Origin of the sequence: Wolbachia endosymbiont (group B) of Camptogramma bilineatum, from assembly GCF_947251825.1 — a bacterium.
Taxonomy (GTDB): domain Bacteria; phylum Pseudomonadota; class Alphaproteobacteria; order Rickettsiales; family Anaplasmataceae; genus Wolbachia.
Genome location: NZ_OX366391.1, coordinates 1,455,956 through 1,475,659, shown reverse-complemented (window position 1 = coordinate 1,475,659; position 19,704 = coordinate 1,455,956). Strand labels below are relative to the sequence as shown.

The 19,704-nt window shown below is 33.1% G+C and carries 21 protein-coding genes, 1 rRNA gene and 1 pseudogene; 22 read left to right on the top strand and 1 reads right to left on the bottom strand.

Translation table 11 applies throughout. From position 1 onward, the window contains the following. The first annotated feature begins 215 nt into the window (after nucleotides 1-215). The 10 genes from OPR44_RS07550 to OPR44_RS07505 all read left to right on the top strand — a co-directional run bounded on the left by OPR44_RS07550 (nucleotide 216) and on the right by OPR44_RS07505 (nucleotide 5,900). Nucleotides 216-512: a helix-turn-helix domain-containing protein gene (locus OPR44_RS07550; RefSeq protein ID WP_064085421.1), complete on the top strand. Its 297-nt coding sequence runs from the start codon at nucleotides 216-218 to the stop codon at nucleotides 510-512. Between the two features lie 60 nt (nucleotides 513-572). Beyond that, nucleotides 573-965: a DNA-directed RNA polymerase subunit omega gene (rpoZ, locus tag OPR44_RS07545; protein ID WP_264374551.1), complete on the top strand. Its 393-nt coding sequence runs from the start codon at nucleotides 573-575 to the stop codon at nucleotides 963-965. A gap of 29 nt (nucleotides 966-994) precedes the next feature. Then, on the top strand, nucleotides 995-1,240 hold the full coding sequence (locus tag OPR44_RS07540; RefSeq protein WP_319606842.1) for a monovalent cation/H+ antiporter complex subunit F: 246 nt from the start codon (nucleotides 995-997) through the stop codon (nucleotides 1,238-1,240). 6 nt (nucleotides 1,241-1,246) lie between these two features. Next, the gene (locus OPR44_RS07535) at nucleotides 1,247-1,519 is read left to right on the top strand and encodes a monovalent cation/H(+) antiporter subunit G (RefSeq protein ID WP_264374553.1); all 273 of its coding nucleotides are present in this window, start codon (nucleotides 1,247-1,249) and stop codon (nucleotides 1,517-1,519) included. 11 nt (nucleotides 1,520-1,530) lie between these two features. After that, entirely contained in the window at nucleotides 1,531-2,055 is a 525-nt protein-coding gene (locus OPR44_RS07530; protein WP_213863894.1) for a DUF4040 domain-containing protein, read from the top strand. Further along, nucleotides 2,048-2,467, top strand: a complete 420-nt coding sequence (locus OPR44_RS07525) for a Na(+)/H(+) antiporter subunit B (protein ID WP_007302439.1) — start codon at nucleotides 2,048-2,050, stop codon at nucleotides 2,465-2,467. The genes OPR44_RS07530 and OPR44_RS07525 overlap by 8 nt, the downstream gene beginning before the upstream one ends. Further along, nucleotides 2,464-2,766, top strand: coding sequence for a cation:proton antiporter subunit C (locus OPR44_RS07520; protein ID WP_264374554.1), 303 nt, complete (start codon nucleotides 2,464-2,466; stop codon nucleotides 2,764-2,766). Before OPR44_RS07525 ends, OPR44_RS07520 begins: the two co-directional genes overlap by 4 nt. 139 nt (nucleotides 2,767-2,905) lie before the next feature. Further along, nucleotides 2,906-4,804 (top strand): RNA polymerase sigma factor RpoD, encoded by a 1,899-nt coding sequence (gene rpoD / locus OPR44_RS07515; RefSeq protein ID WP_264374803.1) that lies wholly within the window; start codon nucleotides 2,906-2,908, stop codon nucleotides 4,802-4,804. A gap of 776 nt (nucleotides 4,805-5,580) precedes the next feature. Beyond that, complete coding sequence (locus OPR44_RS07510) at nucleotides 5,581-5,739, top strand: GDSL family lipase (protein WP_265014849.1); 159 nt, start codon at nucleotides 5,581-5,583, stop codon at nucleotides 5,737-5,739. 8 nt (nucleotides 5,740-5,747) lie between these two features. Continuing rightward, nucleotides 5,748-5,900, top strand: a complete 153-nt coding sequence (locus OPR44_RS07505) for a hypothetical protein (protein WP_029237694.1) — start codon at nucleotides 5,748-5,750, stop codon at nucleotides 5,898-5,900. Nucleotides 5,901-6,431: 531 nt separating this feature from the next. Here the strand turns inward: OPR44_RS07505 and OPR44_RS07500 are convergent. Further along, the gene (locus tag OPR44_RS07500; RefSeq protein ID WP_264374555.1) at nucleotides 6,432-7,049 is read right to left on the bottom strand and encodes a hypothetical protein; all 618 of its coding nucleotides are present in this window, start codon (nucleotides 7,047-7,049) and stop codon (nucleotides 6,432-6,434) included. Between the two features lie 153 nt (nucleotides 7,050-7,202). Here OPR44_RS07500 and OPR44_RS07495 point away from each other — a divergent pair. From OPR44_RS07495 to OPR44_RS07435, 12 genes and pseudogenes are all read left to right on the top strand, one after another. Continuing rightward, nucleotides 7,203-8,705: ribosomal RNA gene (locus OPR44_RS07495) — 16S ribosomal RNA — on the top strand. Between the two features lie 102 nt (nucleotides 8,706-8,807). After that, nucleotides 8,808-9,185: a succinate dehydrogenase, cytochrome b556 subunit gene (gene sdhC, locus OPR44_RS07490; RefSeq protein ID WP_264377636.1), complete on the top strand. Its 378-nt coding sequence runs from the start codon at nucleotides 8,808-8,810 to the stop codon at nucleotides 9,183-9,185. Beyond that, entirely contained in the window at nucleotides 9,182-9,547 is a 366-nt protein-coding gene (gene sdhD / locus OPR44_RS07485; RefSeq protein WP_264377637.1) for a succinate dehydrogenase, hydrophobic membrane anchor protein, read from the top strand. The genes sdhC and sdhD overlap by 4 nt, the downstream gene beginning before the upstream one ends. A gap of 76 nt (nucleotides 9,548-9,623) precedes the next feature. Further along, nucleotides 9,624-10,871, top strand: coding sequence for a hypothetical protein (locus OPR44_RS07480; protein ID WP_265014848.1), 1,248 nt, complete (start codon nucleotides 9,624-9,626; stop codon nucleotides 10,869-10,871). Nucleotides 10,872-10,980: 109 nt separating this feature from the next. After that, nucleotides 10,981-12,282: pseudogene (locus tag OPR44_RS08890) on the top strand (sugar phosphate nucleotidyltransferase). A 116-nt stretch (nucleotides 12,283-12,398) separates the two neighbouring features. Further along, nucleotides 12,399-13,628, top strand: coding sequence for a lipoprotein-releasing ABC transporter permease subunit (locus OPR44_RS07465; protein WP_265014845.1), 1,230 nt, complete (start codon nucleotides 12,399-12,401; stop codon nucleotides 13,626-13,628). Further along, nucleotides 13,621-14,352: a hypothetical protein gene (locus OPR44_RS07460; RefSeq protein WP_226079284.1), complete on the top strand. Its 732-nt coding sequence runs from the start codon at nucleotides 13,621-13,623 to the stop codon at nucleotides 14,350-14,352. The genes OPR44_RS07465 and OPR44_RS07460 overlap by 8 nt, the downstream gene beginning before the upstream one ends. Then, the gene (locus tag OPR44_RS07455) at nucleotides 14,349-15,569 is read left to right on the top strand and encodes a tetratricopeptide repeat protein (RefSeq protein ID WP_265014844.1); all 1,221 of its coding nucleotides are present in this window, start codon (nucleotides 14,349-14,351) and stop codon (nucleotides 15,567-15,569) included. The genes OPR44_RS07460 and OPR44_RS07455 overlap by 4 nt, the downstream gene beginning before the upstream one ends. 166 nt (nucleotides 15,570-15,735) lie before the next feature. Beyond that, complete coding sequence (atpG, locus tag OPR44_RS07450) at nucleotides 15,736-16,608, top strand: ATP synthase F1 subunit gamma (protein ID WP_265014843.1); 873 nt, start codon at nucleotides 15,736-15,738, stop codon at nucleotides 16,606-16,608. An 18-nt stretch (nucleotides 16,609-16,626) separates the two neighbouring features. Beyond that, nucleotides 16,627-17,961, top strand: coding sequence for a TldD/PmbA family protein (locus tag OPR44_RS07445; RefSeq protein WP_265014842.1), 1,335 nt, complete (start codon nucleotides 16,627-16,629; stop codon nucleotides 17,959-17,961). A 175-nt stretch (nucleotides 17,962-18,136) separates the two neighbouring features. After that, on the top strand, nucleotides 18,137-18,388 hold the full coding sequence (locus OPR44_RS07440) for a cold-shock protein (RefSeq protein ID WP_264336822.1): 252 nt from the start codon (nucleotides 18,137-18,139) through the stop codon (nucleotides 18,386-18,388). 34 nt (nucleotides 18,389-18,422) lie between these two features. Further along, nucleotides 18,423-19,649 carry a DEAD/DEAH box helicase gene (locus OPR44_RS07435; protein ID WP_264374562.1) on the top strand — a complete coding sequence of 409 codons (1,227 nt, stop codon included), beginning with the start codon at nucleotides 18,423-18,425 and terminating at the stop codon, nucleotides 19,647-19,649. Nucleotides 19,650-19,704 lie beyond the last annotated feature (55 nt).

Below are 19,704 nucleotides of genomic sequence, written 5' to 3'. Positions count from 1 at the left end.
TTGCAATTTCAACTTATTCTCTTTAATAGTAAGTTTTTTACAAAATAATAGTTTAAAATTACTAGTATTTTGATAAAAATTATAGTCAATTTAAAATTTTGAGTATCAGTATATCATTATAGTTATTGACAAATTATATAGTATTAATATATTGGTATATTAAATATTATGATATAATATTTAATAAAGCTAGTTGGTATGTGAGAGTAAAAATTATGGAAACAATATCATTAAACAATCTGGATAGTGAAGCAATAAAAAAAAAATTGCTGAGCATAATAAGTAAAATTATAGGAAAAAATACTTGGACTCAAGCTTGTGCGGCTGAGAAACTTGGTATTGATCAACCAAAGGTGTCACAAATTAAAAGTGGTAAGACAAGTGGTTTTTCTTTAGAGAGACTGTTAGGTTTTTTGAAAAAGCTTGATCATGAAATAACAATTACAATAACAGAAAATCAATCAGTAAAAGCTAAAGAAGAAAAAGTAGAATGTAGAATTGGATCTCAATAGATCCGAAGTTGACATCTTATTTTTTGTGATATAGTATAAAGTTTATAAAGGTAGTATTTTATGATTGAGTCTATTGTAGAAAAGTGTGTAGAACAGGTACAGAACCGTTTTAAATTGGTTCTGCTAGCAAGTCAAAGAACGCATGATTTGAGTACAGGGGCAAGCGATCCCGTTGAAATGGTTAAGTTTAAAGATCATAAGGATACGATAGTTTCTTTATATGAAATAGCAGAAAAGAAGGTGAATACTCATGAGTTGTTTAACCTTTTGGTGAAAAGGTGCAAGGAGCACATGAAAGGAAACACAGATAATACTTATATTAATAGTCCAAGTAAGCTAGCAAATTTGTTAAATTTTTCTGATCATCAACTTAACACAAGTCTGGATGTAAGTCAAGAAAGCCACGATGATGAAATAGATGATCAAGATAGTGGTGAAGAAGTACCGATTTAGAAATCTGCAGAGGTTATAATAGCTTATAAATGATTAGTATTGCTATCTATGCGCTTTTGTTCTGTATGAGTGTAATGTTATGTTGTATAGTATTTAGGTCAAGTGATGTGTACAATAAGATTTTAGCATTCAATAGTTTATCAACACAAGTAGTTTTACTCATAACAGCAATATCGATTATTCTGAATGATTTTTTTTTAATTGATATAGCATTACTGTATGCTAGCATCAGCTTTATATCAACTATAGCGCTAATGAGATTAATGTTGTTTTGATAATTTATGGTAGCATCCATTCTCATATTTTTAGGTGTTTGTTTAATAGTCATTTCAAGCTTAGGAGTAGTAGTATTTCCTGATTTCTATACTAGACTACATGCTGTAGGTATTACAGATTCTAGTGGCGCAATGTTGTTGTTGATTGGTTTTGCTTGGCAAAATGAATTTTCAATCAATACTATTAAAGTTATATTATTGATTTTTATAATATGGATAGCCAATTCAACTAACAGTTATATTTTAGCGCGTACTTATTATAAAAGTAAAGACTATTAAAGAAGGTTGAGATGCTAGAAATACTGAATCTAATATTACTTTTGCTGTTACTCACGGTTACAGTTTTTATAGTTCTTTCGAAACATTTGGTTGTAAGTGCTGTTCTAATGTGTGTATTTAGTGCACTTATTGCACTTATGTACTTGATTATGAATGCGCCAGATGTTGCAATTACTGAAGCTTCTGTTGGTGCAGGATTGAGCACAGTCTTTACGTTTGCAGCACTCTCTTTGGTAAAGAATTACAAAGCAAATTTATCTCATAGCCCCACAACACTTTTTTTTATGTTATTTTTGACTGCATGTTTATCATACTTTATGATTCAATTACCAGATTTTGGCAGTCATAATGCTCCAGTTCACTTGCACGTTGCTCCTTATTATGTAGAAAATACTGAAAAAGCTATTGGTATTCCTAATATAGTGACAGCTGTTTTAGCAAGCTTTCGTGGCTATGACACATTTGGAGAAACTATAGTAGTTTTTACTGCTGCACTTTGTATAATGTTAATATTAGAAGAGAAAGAAAGTGATTAAAGATCCGGTATTAAGTGCAGTAACATTTTTGATGATACCTTTTATCATTTTTTTTGGTTTATACATACAGTTTCATGGTGACTATACTCCAGGTGGAGGTTTTCAGGCGGGAATAATTATTGCTTCTGGGATAATATTATATTCTATGTTATTTGATATACCTACAACTTTAAAAGCAATACCTTACTCTATTATCAAATTTACTAACGTACTAGGTATTTTAACCTATGGAGGAGCTGGTATTATAACAGTTTTATTTGGCCAAAATTTTTTATCCTATAGTATATTGTCAGCTGATAGTAGAACAGGTCAAAAATTGGGTATTTTCTTAGTGGAGCTGGGTGTATTGCTTACCGTCTCTTCTTCCATGTTAATCATATATATAAATTTTGCTCGCAAGAAAAAACAATGACTCTATATAATTATGTAGGCATTACTATATTAATGGCGCTAGGTTTCTATATCATTGTAAATGATAAAAACTTAATAAAAAAAATGATGGGATTAAGTGTCTTACAAGCATCTGTTTTGTTGTTTTACATATCTTTAGGGTATGTAAAAAGTTCTTTACCTCCTATATTGACTTCAAATTTTCACTTATATACCAATCCTATACCTCACGTCTTAATGCTTACTGCTATAGTGGTTGGAATTGCAACATTTTCAGTTGGATTGTCCATAGTAGTAAGAATGGAGAGATTAGTTGATTGAGAAGAGTGTGAATAAATTGACAGTATCTTAAACTATATGAAGTAGCAAGTAACTATAAATTAAGAATAAAACTATAAGCTTGCTAATTGTAAGTTTATTTGATAAATAAGAAATAAAATTATAAACTGTAAAGGTAATGATGTCAACTATTAATGGTACGGAAGATAGGAAAAAGATCATCAAAGATCTTGTAACCAAAAGTATAAGAAAGGGCGGTTTTATCACTTTTGATGATATAAATGATAAGTTGTCAGATGAAAGTTTTCCACCTGATTTTATAGATGATACTATAGCTTTATTGCAAGACTCTGGAATTAACATACTCGAAAGTAGTGAAGATGAGGAAGAAGCTCCTTCTAATGATGATGGTAATAAGCTTGATGATGATGAGACATCGTTGAATACTACTACAACTTTAGTGCAAAATGATGATCCAGTAAGGATTTATTTACAAGATATGAGCTCTGTAAAGCTTTTGTCACGAGCAGATGAAATTAAGATAGCAAAAAAAATTGAATCTGAAAAGCATAACATGTTACGTGCAATAATTGAAACATCAGTGGCATTCAACATGATCAAAACATGGCGTGATGATTTAAGTGGGGGAACTTTTTTGCTGAGAGAAATGATAAATCTAGATGCAATTTATAACTCTGATTTCAATATGGTAGCCAAAGAAGAAAGTGAAGCTGAAGATGTTAAAGATTATGTTGATGATGAGGAAAAAGGCAACGATGAAAAGGGAAATGAGAGTGAAGATATAAGTTCAGCGAATTTAAACATTTCTGTTCTTGAAATGGAAAGTGATTTATTGCCAAAGGTTATCACAGCATTGGATGAGATCATTACTTTCACAAATGAAGCATTGGTATTGAAAAAAAATTCTAAAGATTTCTCTAATGAGCTAGAAAATTTATATAATCAAATATGGTCTGTAGCATTACAAATTCAGTTTAGTGATGCTGCTATTGCCAGAATTACACAAAAACTTTACGAAATAAATAGACTAATCACGTTTGAAGAAGCTAATCTTATTACTGAGGCTAGAAAGTACGATATTGATAGAGAAAGTTTCTATAATATTTATTGTGCTGTGCTTTTAGAGCACGAATTGAGCGAAATCAGTCTTTTAAAGAAGAATGAAAATCAGTCCCTTTTTACAGGTGAATTAAAAAATAAATTCTTAAGGTTTATAAACGATAACTATGAATATATAGCTAGTGCCTTAAGAAATATTAAGAGTTATGTACAAGGAGATAAAGTACAAGAGTTTAAGGAGCTAATCAAGAGAATACAAAAACACGAACGAGAAGTCTCTGAAGCAAAGCAAGAGATGATAAAGGCTAATTTAAGGCTAGTGGTTTCAATTGCTAAAAAGTATTCAAAAAGAGGACTTGATCTACTTGACTTGATACAAGAAGGCAATATTGGTCTTATGAAGGCTGTAGATAAGTTTGATTACAAACGTGGATATAAATTTTCGACTTATGGTACTTGGTGGGTAAAACAATCAATAACTAGGGCAATACCTGAACAGTCTAAAGTAGTTAGAATACCAGTTCATATGGTGGAAATTATCAGTAAAATCAATAAAGCATTAAGAAAGATGACTCATGGAATGGGTAGAGAGCCAACATTAGAGGAATTAAGTATAGAATTGGCAATGCCGATAGAAAGAATACGTAAAGTTATGAAAATAGCAAGAGATCCAGTAAGTCTTGAAGCTCCAACAGGAAAGGATGATAGTAGTACCTTCGGTGATTGTATAGAAGATAAGCGAGTTTCTAAACCAGAGGATGCTGCAATACTTGCCGACTTGCGTGGCATTACGACCAATGTTCTTGCAACTTTAACACCAAAAGAAGAAAGAATTCTAAGGATGCGCTTTGGCCTTGGTAAAGATGGAAAAGAGCATACCTTAGAAGAAGTAGGAAAAATTTTTAATGTTACACGTGAAAGAATTAGGCAAATAGAGGCAAAAGCACTACGTAAGTTGAAACATCCAAGCCGTGCTAAAAAACTTAGAGGTTTCTTTTAAGGCAGAAGGGCTGCTCAAAAAATAGGTAAAATTCAGCCAAAGTTTTATAATTTTACCCTATTTTTCTTTTTTTATAGGCTTCATAGAGCAGTATGATTAGATATTGAATGTTGTGGCAAATAAAAAGAATAACTCTAATTAAAAGTGTAAAAATTTTTGTGTTCTGGGTGATAGTTTATCTGATAATGGTGTAATTATTGAAATTTTAATAACTTATCCTTTGTAAGAAACGTGAAACTTAATGCCCCTTTTTATTAAGGAGGATTTTTAGCAATGGCCTTACTGTTGTTGAATATGTAGCAAAGTATTTAGGTTTAGAAGAATTTAAGTCATCATGGAGATGCTCATTTTTTGATCGATACTATGAACAGTAAGGTCATAACTATGCGATTTTATATGCAACAGCATCTGAAATTCTTAACCCTATTTTTTCTTATTTCCTCAATAAATTTCGTTTAGTTAATCAGCTAAACGCAGTAATTAAACATCATCCAGACGTAGGTAAAGGAGATTTTATTTTTCATTATAATCGAGGAAATAATATTATGGGTGCCACTGCTTATAACAATGTTAAAGCAGAAAAAGTATTGAAATAAAGCGGTTAGTGAAATATGTAATGCATTTGGTTCTAAATGAATATGGTGTAAAGCATGTGATTGTTGCAAATGTGACTGAGGTTGGTTTGATACTAGCTTTAATAAAGACGAAAAGCAAGAGAGCTGGCTGCAAAGCTTACACAGAGTTTCAATACAAAATTAGCTAATGATTTAGATTGTATGAAGAAAGGTGCAGATCTTGAAATAAAAGCATTCGATCTTAATTCTAAAATGAAAAGTATGCTTGGTAAATATAAGAGCAAAGGGTTAAATGATCGAGATGCATACCTATCAAACATCGTAGACCAGTTTGGGGAGGGTGATTTGGAAAAAGTATAAAGATACTCTTGTTGATATTTAAAGGAAGGCTTGATACTTACTATAATTCTGGATGCAGCACAGAAATACTAAAGGATTATTTCTTTTTTGATTATTTTTATCCAACTGCAGAACCTTATTGTGAAGTTGGTAATGAAATGTATGAGTTGATAAAAAATTAGATTTCTTTTAAACATCTTTATGGTTTGTAGTAACTATCTGCGTAGCTGAATGGTAAAGGGAGGGGGTAAACAAAGTAATCTAAAATATAGAGAAAATACAACGGTGCTTGATACATAGCTATTGCGATTTTATCCTCTTTTTGTCATTTTAGTGCTAGAATGACATTCTGCTAGTGAAGTTTATTCTTTGATATATTAACTATAAATATAGAGAAGTCTTACTAAATAAAAGGGTAAAAGGAACCTCTGAGTAGTGAAATTTTGACTCTATATTACTGTAAGTGGTGCTGTAATAATGTTCTAACAAGCGCGACTTGGCTGAGTATAGAAAAAATTTAAAAAACCGCTATAATTTTACGTAATCTACCAATAAACACCTAAGTTTTTACTGGATTTTGTGATTGATCCTACAGTCAAAAACAAATTTTGAGTCATAAATACTTTTAGTGCCATAATAAAATAGGGAGGTTTGTCAAGTAAAGTTCTTTATTTCATCAGATGCGCTGCCAAATTGTTATGCAAGCAAGTTTTTTAGTTTTCGTATATCCGAAGTAATTCTTGTGCATTGGCCTTGATTAGAGTCGGACATTCTCTATCATTTAATAATGAATGCAATATTTCAATTGCACCTTTAATGTCGTTACTGTGTATCTTTACTATAGCGATAGCTTCTTGGCTTGAATAAGGGTACACTGCATTTGATTCTAAATTACTAATTTTATCTCTATTTGTTTTTTCACCGCTGTAGTGAAGTAAGCTCATTACTTCTAAGTATTGTGCTAACTCACGCAAAACATCAGGAGCATCTTTATCGTCTGCCAAATCATTATAAATAATAGATGCTGTGTCTGTTGGCATTGAATCTGAGATATGATTGAATGCGCGTTCAAAATTTGCTAAATACTCCCAATTTGAATCTATTTCTTCTAGCAGTGACTTATTATCTTTTTTTAAGAATAATACTTCGTAAAATTTGTCACCTGCAGTTATAGATTGTTTTGTGTTATCAATGTTGCGCAATAAGTATAATGTGATGCCAACTAACATTGGCGCGAGTGCAAGCAGAAAGATGTATTTTTTCATGGTAATATTCCAAATAGTTATATATTTATACATTAATGCTTTTGATTTGCAAAAACATATTGACATAGTGATTATATCACATAATAATATTCTTAGAGTTGTTTGAATAGTTGGAGATTAAAATATTTCTAAAGTAGAAATAAAGACAGCAGTATCAAGCTAAATTATTTTTTGTCGGATTTATCCGATGTACCCTCAACCTTTTATAGGTTAAAGTCTAAATTTGAGAGTTTGATCCTGGCTCAGAATGAACGCTGGCGGCAGGCCTAACACATGCAAGTCGAACGGAGTTATATTGTAGCTTGCTATGGTATAACTTAGTGGCAGACGGGTGAGTAATGTATAGGAATCTACCTAGTAGTACGGAATAATTGTTGGAAACGGCAACTAATACCGTATACGCCCTAAGGGGGAAAATTTATTGCTATTAGATGAGCCTATATTAGATTAGCTAGTTGGTGGAGTAATAGCCTACCAAGGCAATGATCTATAGCTGATCTGAGAGGATGATCAGCCACACTGGAACTGAGATACGGTCCAGACTCCTACGGGAGGCAGCAGTGGGGAATATTGGACAATGGGCGAAAGCCTGATCCAGCCATGCCGCATGAGTGAAGAAGGCCTTTGGGTTGTAAAGCTCTTTTAGTGAGGAAGATAATGACGGTACTCACAGAAGAAGTCCTGGCTAACTCCGTGCCAGCAGCCGCGGTAATACGGAGAGGGCTAGCGTTATTCGGAATTATTGGGCGTAAAGGGCGCGTAGGCTGGTTAATAAGTTAAAAGTGAAATCCCGAGGCTTAACCTTGGAATTGCTTTTAAAACTATTAATCTAGAGATTGAAAGAGGATAGAGGAATTCCTGATGTAGAGGTAAAATTCGTAAATATTAGGAGGAACACCAGTGGCGAAGGCGTCTATCTGGTTCAAATCTGACGCTGAAGCGCGAAGGCGTGGGGAGCAAACAGGATTAGATACCCTGGTAGTCCACGCTGTAAACGATGAATGTTAAATATGGGAAGCTTACTTTCTGTATTACAGCTAACGCGTTAAACATTCCGCCTGGGGACTACGGTCGCAAGATTAAAACTCAAAGGAATTGACGGGGACCCGCACAAGCGGTGGAGCATGTGGTTTAATTCGATGCAACGCGAAGAACCTTACCACTCCTTGACATGGAAATCATACCTATTCGAAGGGATAGGGTCGGTTCGGCCGGATTTCACACAGGTGTTGCATGGCTGTCGTCAGCTCGTGTCGTGAGATGTTGGGTTAAGTCCCGCAACGAGCGCAACCCTCATCCTTAGTTACCATCAGATAATGCTGGGGACTTTAAGGAAACTGCTAGTGATAAACTGGAGGAAGGTGGGGATGATGTCAAGTCATCATGGCCCTTATGGAGTGGGCTACACACGTGCTACAATGGTGGCTACAATGGGCTGCAAAGTCTCGAGACTAAGCCAATCCCTTAAAAGCCATCTCAGTTCGGATTGTACTCTGCAACTTGAGTACATGAAGTTGGAATCGCTAGTAATCGTGGATCAGCATGTCACGGTGAATACGTTCTCGGGTCTTGTACACACTGCCCGTCACGCCATGGGAATTGGTTTTACTCGAAGCTAATGGCCTAACCGCAAGGAAGGAGTTATTTAAAGTGGGATCAGTGACTGGGGTGAAGTCGTAACAAGGTAGCAGTAGGGGAATCTGCAGCTGGATTACCTCCTTAGGCTTTGTACGTAATTCACCATTTTAAATAATAGTGTCATTATGTACTATACTGCTGTCTTTACTTCTACTTTATTTTTTAATTTCTCGATAACGAAATTTTATGAGTAATAGGCCTCTTTCCCCATATTTACAAATATATAAAGTACAAGTTACTAGTTTTTTTTCTATTATGCATAGATTGACTGGTATCTTGCTATTTCTTTTATTAATCATACTTTCTTGGTATTTTATATTATATGTTTACTCCCCTAAGTTAATTATAGTAAGGTGCTTAAATGCATTATTGTTCACTCCTGTTGCTAAATTAGCTTATATCTTATGCTTTGTAAGCTTTATGTATCATTTTCTTAATGGTATTCGTCATTTATTGTGGGATGCTGGGCTTAATTTAGAAATTGCTAGTGTTTTAAAAAGTGCTATGTTACTAACAATAATGCTATTTCTTTCTACTATTGCTTTTTTATTTATATTTATATGAGTCAATCTATAAATTCAGTACATCATTGGTGGATCCAGCGTGTTTCTGCGGTGATTTTGTTATTTTTATTTCCTTGGTTTATTTACTCATTTTCTTGCACATTTTATGTTGATAGCCCTTTATCTTTTAATGAAAAATTATTTCAGGCTATTAATCATCCACTAGAGCTTTTGTTTTTTGTTATATTGGTGTTTTGCATTTTTTGGCATGCAGTTCTTGGAATGCAGGTAGTGTGTGAAGATTATATAGACAGCGTACCTCTAAGGATTTTTACAATTACATGCATGAAATACTTATCAAGCATTACTTATATAGTCCTTGCTTTTACGACTTTTTTCTTTTATAGGCATATTTTCTTGTAAAGTTGCCAGTTCTATGTTAATATATTATTAGTGTACTAGTTTTATTATTGAACTATAGCGATTTTGGTTTAGCAATATGTTAGAGACATTGAAAAAGTGGGGAATAGACCTTACGCTAAAGGTGAAGGATCTATTTAGTTCATCTGAGTCTCAAGTTTATGTCAAAGACCTTAGGAAGGTAATGATATATGAGGATGGAAGAAAGTGTCAATATCCAAAAAATTATGATCAGATTGTAGATTCTGGGAGAGTTGTAAAAAAAAATGACAAGCTTGTAAAAGATAAAGACGGAAATCCAGAGTACCAGCTTATATATAATGAATACAAATTTGATCTAGCCTTGGTTAAGGAAATTGATAAAAAATCTTACTTTACTATTGACTTTTTAGTTAGTAAAGGTAGGCGTGAGGTTAATGATTATAGTAAATTTTATAATCCATTTAAGTTTTCAAAAATAGATCTTGAAAAACACTTGCCGGTCTTTGAGGTTGATACTAAGTTACTTAGATTAACTAATTCTTCTTTTCTTGCTAAAAAAGGTTGCTTCATCAATGATGAAACGGGAGAAGTTGATGAGAAAGATAGAAATGAAAAAGGAAGAAATGGAAAATTACTATACGCTAGTGATTACAAGAAGCTAAGCACCCATTTTTCAGAAATTAGAGATCAGGATGGTAATCTAGAGCTAGATAAAAGTCTTATATCTGTTTCTATCGTTTTTGCTACAAGCTTGGCTAAAGTTTGTACTAAATTGTTGACCTCTCTTCCTATAAAGTTAGGGGAGTATTTAATAAGCGAACAAAACCCAATTGCAAAGTCTTTTGGCTATCTTTTGTTCACCCCTGCAATGGCAGTAAAAAATTTAGTGAATATGGGAGCTACCATACTTAAGGCTCCAATTTTATTGTTTGTAGCAAATGAGAAAAAGTATGGTGATGCTTATCTTACTATGTGGAAACACCAATTGAAAGAATGTTGGAAAGAAGTAAAAAGCGACTTTAATGTTGTTACAAATGGGGAAAGGCCAAAGCCGAAGCAGAAGGATCATAAGCCACTTAGCATAGCGGGTACATGGAAAGAGCTTAACGCTAGAAAATCAGATATTGAAAAAAACTTAGAGAAGGGGTTGAGCAAAAATAGTGAAAGTATAGATAAATCTAGAGAACTAGGTGTTGGAGAAAGCTTGAAGGAAAAGTTGCAAAACAAAACTGATGAAAAAGTAGCTGCAGCCGTTAATCAAAAAAGCAACACTCCTTATATTGATAGAGAGAGAGAAAGAAGACAAGATTCATCAAAAAATTTAGGGACTCCATCACGCTCGTAGTCAACCATCACTTTAAATTACTTTTTACTTTAATCATCTCACAATAAAAACTTGCATGCATTTTGCCGTTAGTATAAGATATTAATCAAACAATTAATATCTTGATTAAATGCGCCCTGTAATACTGTGTGGTGGTAGTGGCAGCAGACTTTGGCCTCTATCTAAGCCAAAGCAATTTCAGAAAATATTTAGTCAGAATACTATGTTTCACAACACTTTGTTGAGGCTAAAAGGCGATTATATGCCACCCATCATTACCACAAATATACAATATGAGTCATTATTGATGCAGGAATTACATGCATTACAGGAATGTAAAGTAGTTTTTGAACCAGTTAAAATTGGGACAGCGGCAGCAATACTAATTGCTGTGCTTCTCTGCGATAGGAACGAGACAATCTTAGTTCTGCCTTCAGACCATTTTATAGGTGATTTGAATAGTTTTTATGTTTCTATTGAGAAAGCGTCTGAGCTAGCCTCTAAAACTAACTCTATAGTCACTTTTGGGATAAAGCCTCATGAATTCAATTCGGAATACGGCTATATAAATGCAGTATATGGTCAGAAAGGGAAATATCACATAGTAAAGAGCTTTATAGAAAAGCCTGAATATGAGCTGGACAATAATCATTATTGGAACTCTGGAATATTTGTGTTTAAAGCAAAACGCTATATAGATGAGATAAAAAAAATTGCTCCGACTCTCTATAATTTATGTTGTGAAAGTATGAAGCATTTTGTACCACGAGAGAGATTTCTGTATTTAGAACAGCAAAATTGTGCAGGAATGGGTGATACATCTATTGATCACCTAGTGATAGAAAAAGCAGAAAATATTGCAATGGTAGAAGCTAATTTTGATTAGATGGATATTGGTACTTGGAGTTCAGTTTTAGAACTGAGTAAGAGATTTAGTGAGAATTTAGTTTTATTTTAGCATGTGACAAAAGGAAGAGAGCCAGTTTTGATGACAGAAAATGGTGAAAAGATTTTATTAGGTAGAGTTTATAAACGGCAAAATAAGAGCCTAATGTTGTTCATTAATAAAGTTAAAGAAGCAAAGCCAACAAGGAAAGAGATTAAGCCATGGGGATTTTATAGTGTGATTTTAATGGGTAAGGATTTTCTTATAAAATACCTTTTTATAAATCCACTGAGCTGCACTTCTAAGCAATTTCACCACTATAGAGATGAGTACCATATAATACTATCAGGGGTTGGATGCGTGAGTTTAGATGACAAAACATATGCTATAACAAAAAATCATGTAGTAGAGATTCCAAGGAAGGTGTTTCATAAAATTGAGAATAAAAGTACAAGATTTCCTCTTGAGATAGTTGAGTTTCAGGTAGGAAAGTTTTTATCTGATAATGATATAGTAAGATTGGACGATATATATGGAAGGTCTTAATATAGAATATTGAATATATTCTATAAGCTTGCTAAATTTAGACAACCTAATTTGAGGTAAAGGAAAAATTACAGTTATATGAAGCATAAAAAGTATGATATTTAAATCTTAGTATAATGTCTATTGCCTTTGAATTTACTATGGCTATTCGCTATTTGCGAGCAAAGAATTCTAGATTTTGCTCTATAATGGCCTTGTTTTCTATTATTGGTATTGCTCTTGGAGTTGCAACGCTAATAGTAGTAATGTCTGTAATGAATGGGTTCAGAGCAAAGCTGCTCGACTCTGTACTTGGCATTAATGGCCATATTAATGTTTACTTTGATAGAAGCATAAATTCAGATTACCACGCAGTGTTAAAATCTATTGAGAAAATCCCAGGTGTATTAAAAGCTACTTCTATGACCAATGATCAAGTAATCGTTGCAGCAAATGGTGGAATTGCAGGTAGTGTAGTTCGTGGTGTATCAGCTAAAGACTTATTTAATAACACTACCGTTACAAATAATGTGATTGTGGGTAATGTGGAAAAATTCGATGAAGGAGTAATAATAGGGGCACGATTGGCAGAAGCCTTGAATATTGATTATGGTGATAATATTATACTTGTATCTCCTGAAGGATTTGATGTATTGCTTGATGAAATGCCAAGAATGAAAGAATATAAAGTTGTAGCAATATTTGATATGGGTATGTTTGAGTACGATAATACCTTGATGTATATGCCCATGAAATCAGCTCAGGCTTTTTTTAATTATAAAGATAGTGTGAGAAATATAGAAGTGTTTGTAGATGATATTGCTATGGCTAATAAGCTAGCAAACGCTATAGCAAAAGAAACAGGAATGAAAGCTAAAAGTTGGCAATCTCAGCAAAGCCATTATGTTAATGCTTTAAAAACTGAAAGAAATGTGATGTTTTTAATTCTTACTTTGATTATAGTTGTGGCAGCATTCAATATTGTTTCAAGTTTGATGATGATAGTGCAAGAAAAGAAATCCGCAATTGCAATTATGCGTACGTTTGGTGCAACAAGTGGAAGCATTATGCGCATATTTTGTGCTTGTGGGCTGTTAATTGGTTTTACAGGAACTTGTCTTGGCTCTGTTATAGGAGTTATTTTTTCTCTCAACATTGAAAATATTAGAGTGTTTTTAGAAAACATTACCAACATCAAGCTATTTGATCCTATGATATACTTTTTTTTAAGTTTGCCAGTGATATTAGTTTCTCAAGATGTAGTGAACATTTCTGCACTTGCATTGTTCTTGTCATTTTTAGCAACAATTCCTCCTGCATTGCAGGCAGCTGCACAAGAACCAGCGGAGATATTACGTTATGAATGATACTCGAAAAAAATGCATAGGTTGGTTCTTAATTATATTGTTATTTGTTAGCCATATTGCAATAAATAACATAATATTTTTCAAAATAAATCAGCAAGAAAGTGAAAATAGTATAAATGGTTTAACGGAAAAGATGGATGAACTTAGAGTATTGCTTGAAGTGAATCAATCTAGGGTAGAGAAAAGGATATTTGACTTAAAGAGAAATCTGCACACTCAATGTGAGCAAGGTGATGGTAGTTTAAGGCATAAGAACCTCGCAAAGTTGCTGCTACTTGTGATTAAGATGAAGAATTCGTTATTGCGAGAAGCCAAGTTTGATAATCATATAAATTCAATAAAGCCTTTGATATCAGAGCTTGACGATCCAGAGATAGAAAATGCAGTAAATGAATTGGAAAATTTGAAAGAGGTAGATACTTTACGCGGGTTGAAATTGTCTTTTGAGAAGAACATGACTGTTATTAACTACAATAAAAGTAACTTGTTTAAAAAAATCATTTCAAATTGGATAAAGATAGATGATCGTAGTGATCCACTCAGGTTAAAGCTTGCGGAAATTGAAGAATTAATAAGCGATAATGATTGGCAGAGCATAGCCACCGCAATAAGTGACTTAACATACCCAGAATTCAAACCATGGCTTAATAAATTGAATGATTTTATTGTAGCTTTCAAGAATACTTCAATAATATATCGTCACTTATTACAATACATCTCATGATTTATTTTATAATTTTTGCTTTTTCGTTTTTATTTGGCATATGGATCAAGGTAAGTGGTGAAGTAATAAAATTGGAATTAGGCAATTACACTATAAGTATTGATCTATATTTCGTTATTCTTGCTTGCGTAGTCTTATTATTTTTATTGATTGCAGTTGCACGTTTTTGTTCTTCTATTTCCTCAACATTTGCTAACATAAAAAATAGAAGAAGTAGTAGGGAAGAATTGCTTCTCTTTGAAGCTTTCTTTAGCTTAGACTTAGGTAATATAGAGAACACCAATAAGCTAATTAAAAATCTAAATGAAGAAAGTGATAAATTATCTTTAGTAAAGCTCTTTAATTCAGGTAAAACGGGAAATTACAGCTTTTTCAGCCATAATTTAACGAGTATTGCAAGTAAAAATCGCAACTTAGCTCTACTTCTGATCAATAAACTGATTATTCACCTAAAGCAAGAAAGGTTAGTCTTTCAAAAATTTATAGAATATTGCTCTAGTTCAATTAATGATAAAATTTTGTCTATTCCCTTTCAAATAGAGCATTGTATATTGCAAGAAGATTGGATAAATGCAATTTCAAAGTTAAAGGAAGCTATCAAATTCAATATTTTTCTTCCCTTTGATCGTAAAAAGATGTTAGCGGTTTTTTATTGCGCTTTAGCAAAGCAATACGAAAGTAAAGGAAGTTTTTACAAAGCTATAGATTATTTAGCTAAAGCACAAAGTTATTATGCAACTTTTCAGCCCATCAATTATTTAAAGGCAGAATTATATATCAAGCTTGAAAAAATCAGAAAAGCTTCCACAGTATTAGAGGAAGAGTATAGAGTAAATCCTACTCCTCAATCAGCTAGAATGTATATCAAGTTAAATAATAAAGGCGCTGAAAGACTATATAACTTACGCCCTGATTATTATTTTAGTTATTGCTTGCTTGCTTTGTCTTCAATTAGCTTAGGGAAATATGATCTTGCAAGTCAGCATTTAGATATTGCTATGAAAAAAGCTAATTACATATCAATCTACCTTGTTATGGTACAGCTCAAGATTATGTTGCAAGAGTATGATCAAGCAATTTATTGGTTAAACAGGATGGACTCAGAAGCTGTGCCTGATCCAGGTTGGAAATGTGCTGATTGTAATAAAGAGCTAAAGCAATGGGATTATAAGTGCTCAAGTTGCAATAGTCTTAATTGTATTCACCTTATATTATAAGACTCCATAAGGTGTGATACTTTTACATCGAGATTGCTTTAATATAATCTTTATCTCAAAACAGTAAATCTGTGAGTTTCTTAATTAGGTTTGACTCCAATGTCAAAAAAACTTGTTTTTAGACATTACCAGTTATATATTTTAATAAATTAGAATTATATACAAAATGAAGAGCTTAAAGGAATTATCCTTAAGAATTAAAAATATTAAGTCTGTGCAGAAAACCACGAAAATAATGCAAATGGTTTCTGCAGCAAAATTATTACAAAGCCAAAAGAAATTATCAAATTCAAAATTGCATATATCTAAGCTGCATAGCATTATTTCTTCACTAGCGCTATCAGCGGATCAAGAGTTACTAGCAAGAATTCTAAATATCAATAATGAAGATTCTTTCCTAGTATTTATTATTGCATCTGATCGTGGTTTATGTGGCAGCTTTAACTCCTCTGTTGTTAAATTCAGTCAGGAGCATACAAACAAATTAATTGCAAATGATAAGAAAGTAGACATTGTTTTTTTTGGTAAGAAAGCTTTTGAGACAGGCAAAAATAGATTTAATTCTAAAAATATCTTGAAGGTTGAAAATAGTAAGGGAATCAAACTAAAGCGTGTGGAAGCCTTGGTTAGTGATATAGATCTAAGTAAATACAATAAAGTTAAGGTTTTTTACAGTAAATTCTATAATACCTTCATGCAAAAGCCAATATTAGAAACAATAAAACCATGGAGTAAAGACTCATTATTAATTGATAATTCTGTAGTTAGTCCTCTAACAGATTACGGCTATGAGTATGAACCACAAAATATTGAGTTTATTTTAAAATCTTTGACTCAAGATTATGTTACAGCTGCTCTTTATTCTGCTTTACTTGAAAGTGCAGCAAGTGAAAATAGTGCTAGGATGGTTGCTATGGAATCAGCAAACAGAAATACAAAAGAAATGCTAAATAAACTAGCATTACTTTATAATCGTTCTCGTCAAGCAGCAATTACAACTGATTTGATTGAAGTTATAGGTGGTGCAGAATCTTTATAGAAACTCAAGGAATGAAAAATGAATATATTAAATATTGCAGCAGATATCACTAAACTAATAAAAAAGCAGAATCAAGACGCAGAAGTTACAATATATGAAACTAATAAGACCTCGGTTTCTCAGCGTCTATCAAAAATTGAACAAATATCACAATCTAGAAACTGTACTGTCGGAATTAGAGCTATAGCAGGTAAGAACAAAGCTGCGTATATTTCCACAAACGATTTGAATAATCTTAGTAGTGCAGTGAGCCAAGTGGTGGAAATGGCAAAGAATGCCCAGGAAGATCATTATATTAGTTTTGCTGTAGATGGCAGTAATTATATCTCTTCTGCAGATTTAAATATCTCAGATAATAATGTTGTAACAATTGATAAATTAAAAGAAATTACTGAAGCTACAGAAAATTCAGCTCTTGCACATAAAAATATTATTAATTCCGAAGGAGCTTCATCTTCACATACTTCAGTAAATACAGTATTATCAACCGTTTCTGGTTTTGTTGGTTCATTTAGTAAGTCAATTTTTGTTAATCAGGTTTCTGTTGTTGCTGGAGAAAAGAGTGAAATGAAAATAGGCTACGATTACGATGTAGCATGCAACTTCAGTGATTTAAAAACACCGGAGTCAATAGGGAAAGAAGCAGCAAAAAGAGCAATAGATCAATTGGGTTCATGTACAATCAGGACAGGCAAATTTCCGGTTGTTTTTGAAAAAAGAGCAGCAAAAGAGCTAGTAAAGAGCTTTGCTTCTGCCATAAATGGTAGCAATATTGTAAATAACAGCTCTTTTTTGAGAAATAGTTTAAATAATCAAATTTTTAATACCGAGATTAGCATTGTTGATGACCCATTGTTACCAAGGGGTATAACATCAAGACCGTTTGACGGGGAAGGAATAATGAGCAGAAGAAATGAATTTGTAAAAAATGGAGTACTGCAAAACTGGATTTTAGATCTATATTCGGCTAGGAAATTAAACTTGGAAACGACCGCAAATGCAACTCGTGCAAGTAATGCTGCAATTATTCCTTCAGCTAGTAATTTCTATTTCAAAAATGGTAATAGATCATTTGAGGAATTAATTGAGGAAGTAAAAGAAGGAATATATGTAACTGATTTATTTGGTTTTGGTGTTAATTTAATCAATGGCGATTATAGTCAAGGTGCATGCGGATTTTTTATAGAAAATGGTAAAATAACGTATCCAATACACGAGATTACTGTTGCCGACAATTTGAAAAATATGTTTAGCAATTTAGTTGTTGCAAATGACCTAACTTTCTGTGGGCAGTTTAATTCACCAACGATTAAAGTTAGCGAAATGACAGTAGCAGGTTCACTTAGTGATTAAAAATTTTAGTTGCATTAAGTACAATAATTGTGTACATATTACTATGTAATGTTAAGAATAGACTATGGAGTATAGAAGTTTAGTTGCAGTAACTAAGCTTAAAGCATTCTAAATCGTAATTTCAAAGTTTTTCATCACATTAATAATATTAGTTAGTAGTTTAGGAGTTATCCATATGGAATTTGGTAATATAAAATGGTTTAATGTTGAAAAAGGCTATGGTTTCATCAAGCCAGAAGGTAAAGGTGAGGACGTTTTTTTACATGTTAGTACATTAGAACGTTCAGGAATAAGACCTGATGCACTTCGAGGAGAGGATAAAAAGAGAGGAATGAAAGGGGAAAGAGTAAGTTATGAGCTTAAAGAAGAGCGTGGTAGGAACGGAGAAGATAAAAAGTCTGCAATAAATTTAAGATTGGAAGATTAGTCTATCGTGAAGCTTTTTAATAGGGTAATGTATTGTGAGTAATTTTCATGAAATGGGGCTTCCAACTTTGCTTAGGCAAGCTCTAAGTAAAAATAATCTTTGTGTTCCAACCCCGATTCAGGTGCAAGCGATTCCTCTAGCTCTTCAAGGCAAAGATATTCTTGGGTCTGCTCAAACGGGAACTGGAAAAACCTTAGCGTTTGCTATTCCACTGGTTGCTAAATTGATGAATGAGCCAAGCATTGGTTCAGCTTTAGTCATCGTGCCAACCAGAGAGCTTGCTCATCAGGTAACAAGTGAGATAAGAAAACTCTTATCTCAAAGTTCTTTACTAAGAGTTGCTTTGTTGATCGGAGGCGAGCCTATTTTTAGGCAGCTAAATCAGCTTCAGAGAAAACCACAAATTATAATAGGTACTCCTGGTCGTATTATAGACCATATTGAGCGTAAAACTTTAGTTACTCGGAATGTTGGTATTCTTGTGCTTGATGAGACGGATCGTATGTTTGATATGGGCTTTGGAATTCAGATTGAAGAAATTATGAAGCATTTGCCTAAAATAAGGCAAACTCTTATGTTTTCTGCAACTCTTCCTGGAGAAATAGTAAAACTTACTGAAAAATATCTTAATCAACCAGAGCGTGTTTCTGTTGATTGCCAGGCTACAACTTCTGTAAAAATTAAACAAGAAGTTGTTTATGCATCAGAATCAGAAAAATATGGCAAGCTTGTTACACAATTATGTCAGCGCAAAGGATCGATCATTATTTTTGTCAAAACAAAGCGAGGAGCGGATCAGCTAGCTGACAAATTGCACAAAGATGACTATAGCGCTTTGGCAATTCATGGTGATTTAAGGCAGCACAAGCGTGAAAGAGTCATTGATTCTTTTCGTCGTGGCCGCAATCAAATCATGGTTGCAACAGATGTTGCTTCTCGCGGCCTTGATATTCCGCACATTCAACATGTTATCAATTATGATGTACCACAATCGCAAGCTGATTATGTTCATCGTATAGGTAGAACTGCACGTGCGGGAGCTGAAGGATTTGCATTATCTTTTGTTACACCTCAAGATAAGAGAAGACTGCCTGCACTAGCAGATAAAGAAGGAGAGCCAAATTTTGATTGTAGTATGCAATCTCAAAAACGTAACAGCAAAAAGATCTTTAAAAGGCCAAGTACGTTAAAGGCTAAATATGGTAGAAAAAAGATCAATGTATTTAAGAAGAAAAGCAGAGTACTAGAAAAAGCGTATTAATGTACTTAACTATTCTTCTATTCTTTAAAAGCTCCAGTAAACTTGCTGCAAAGTG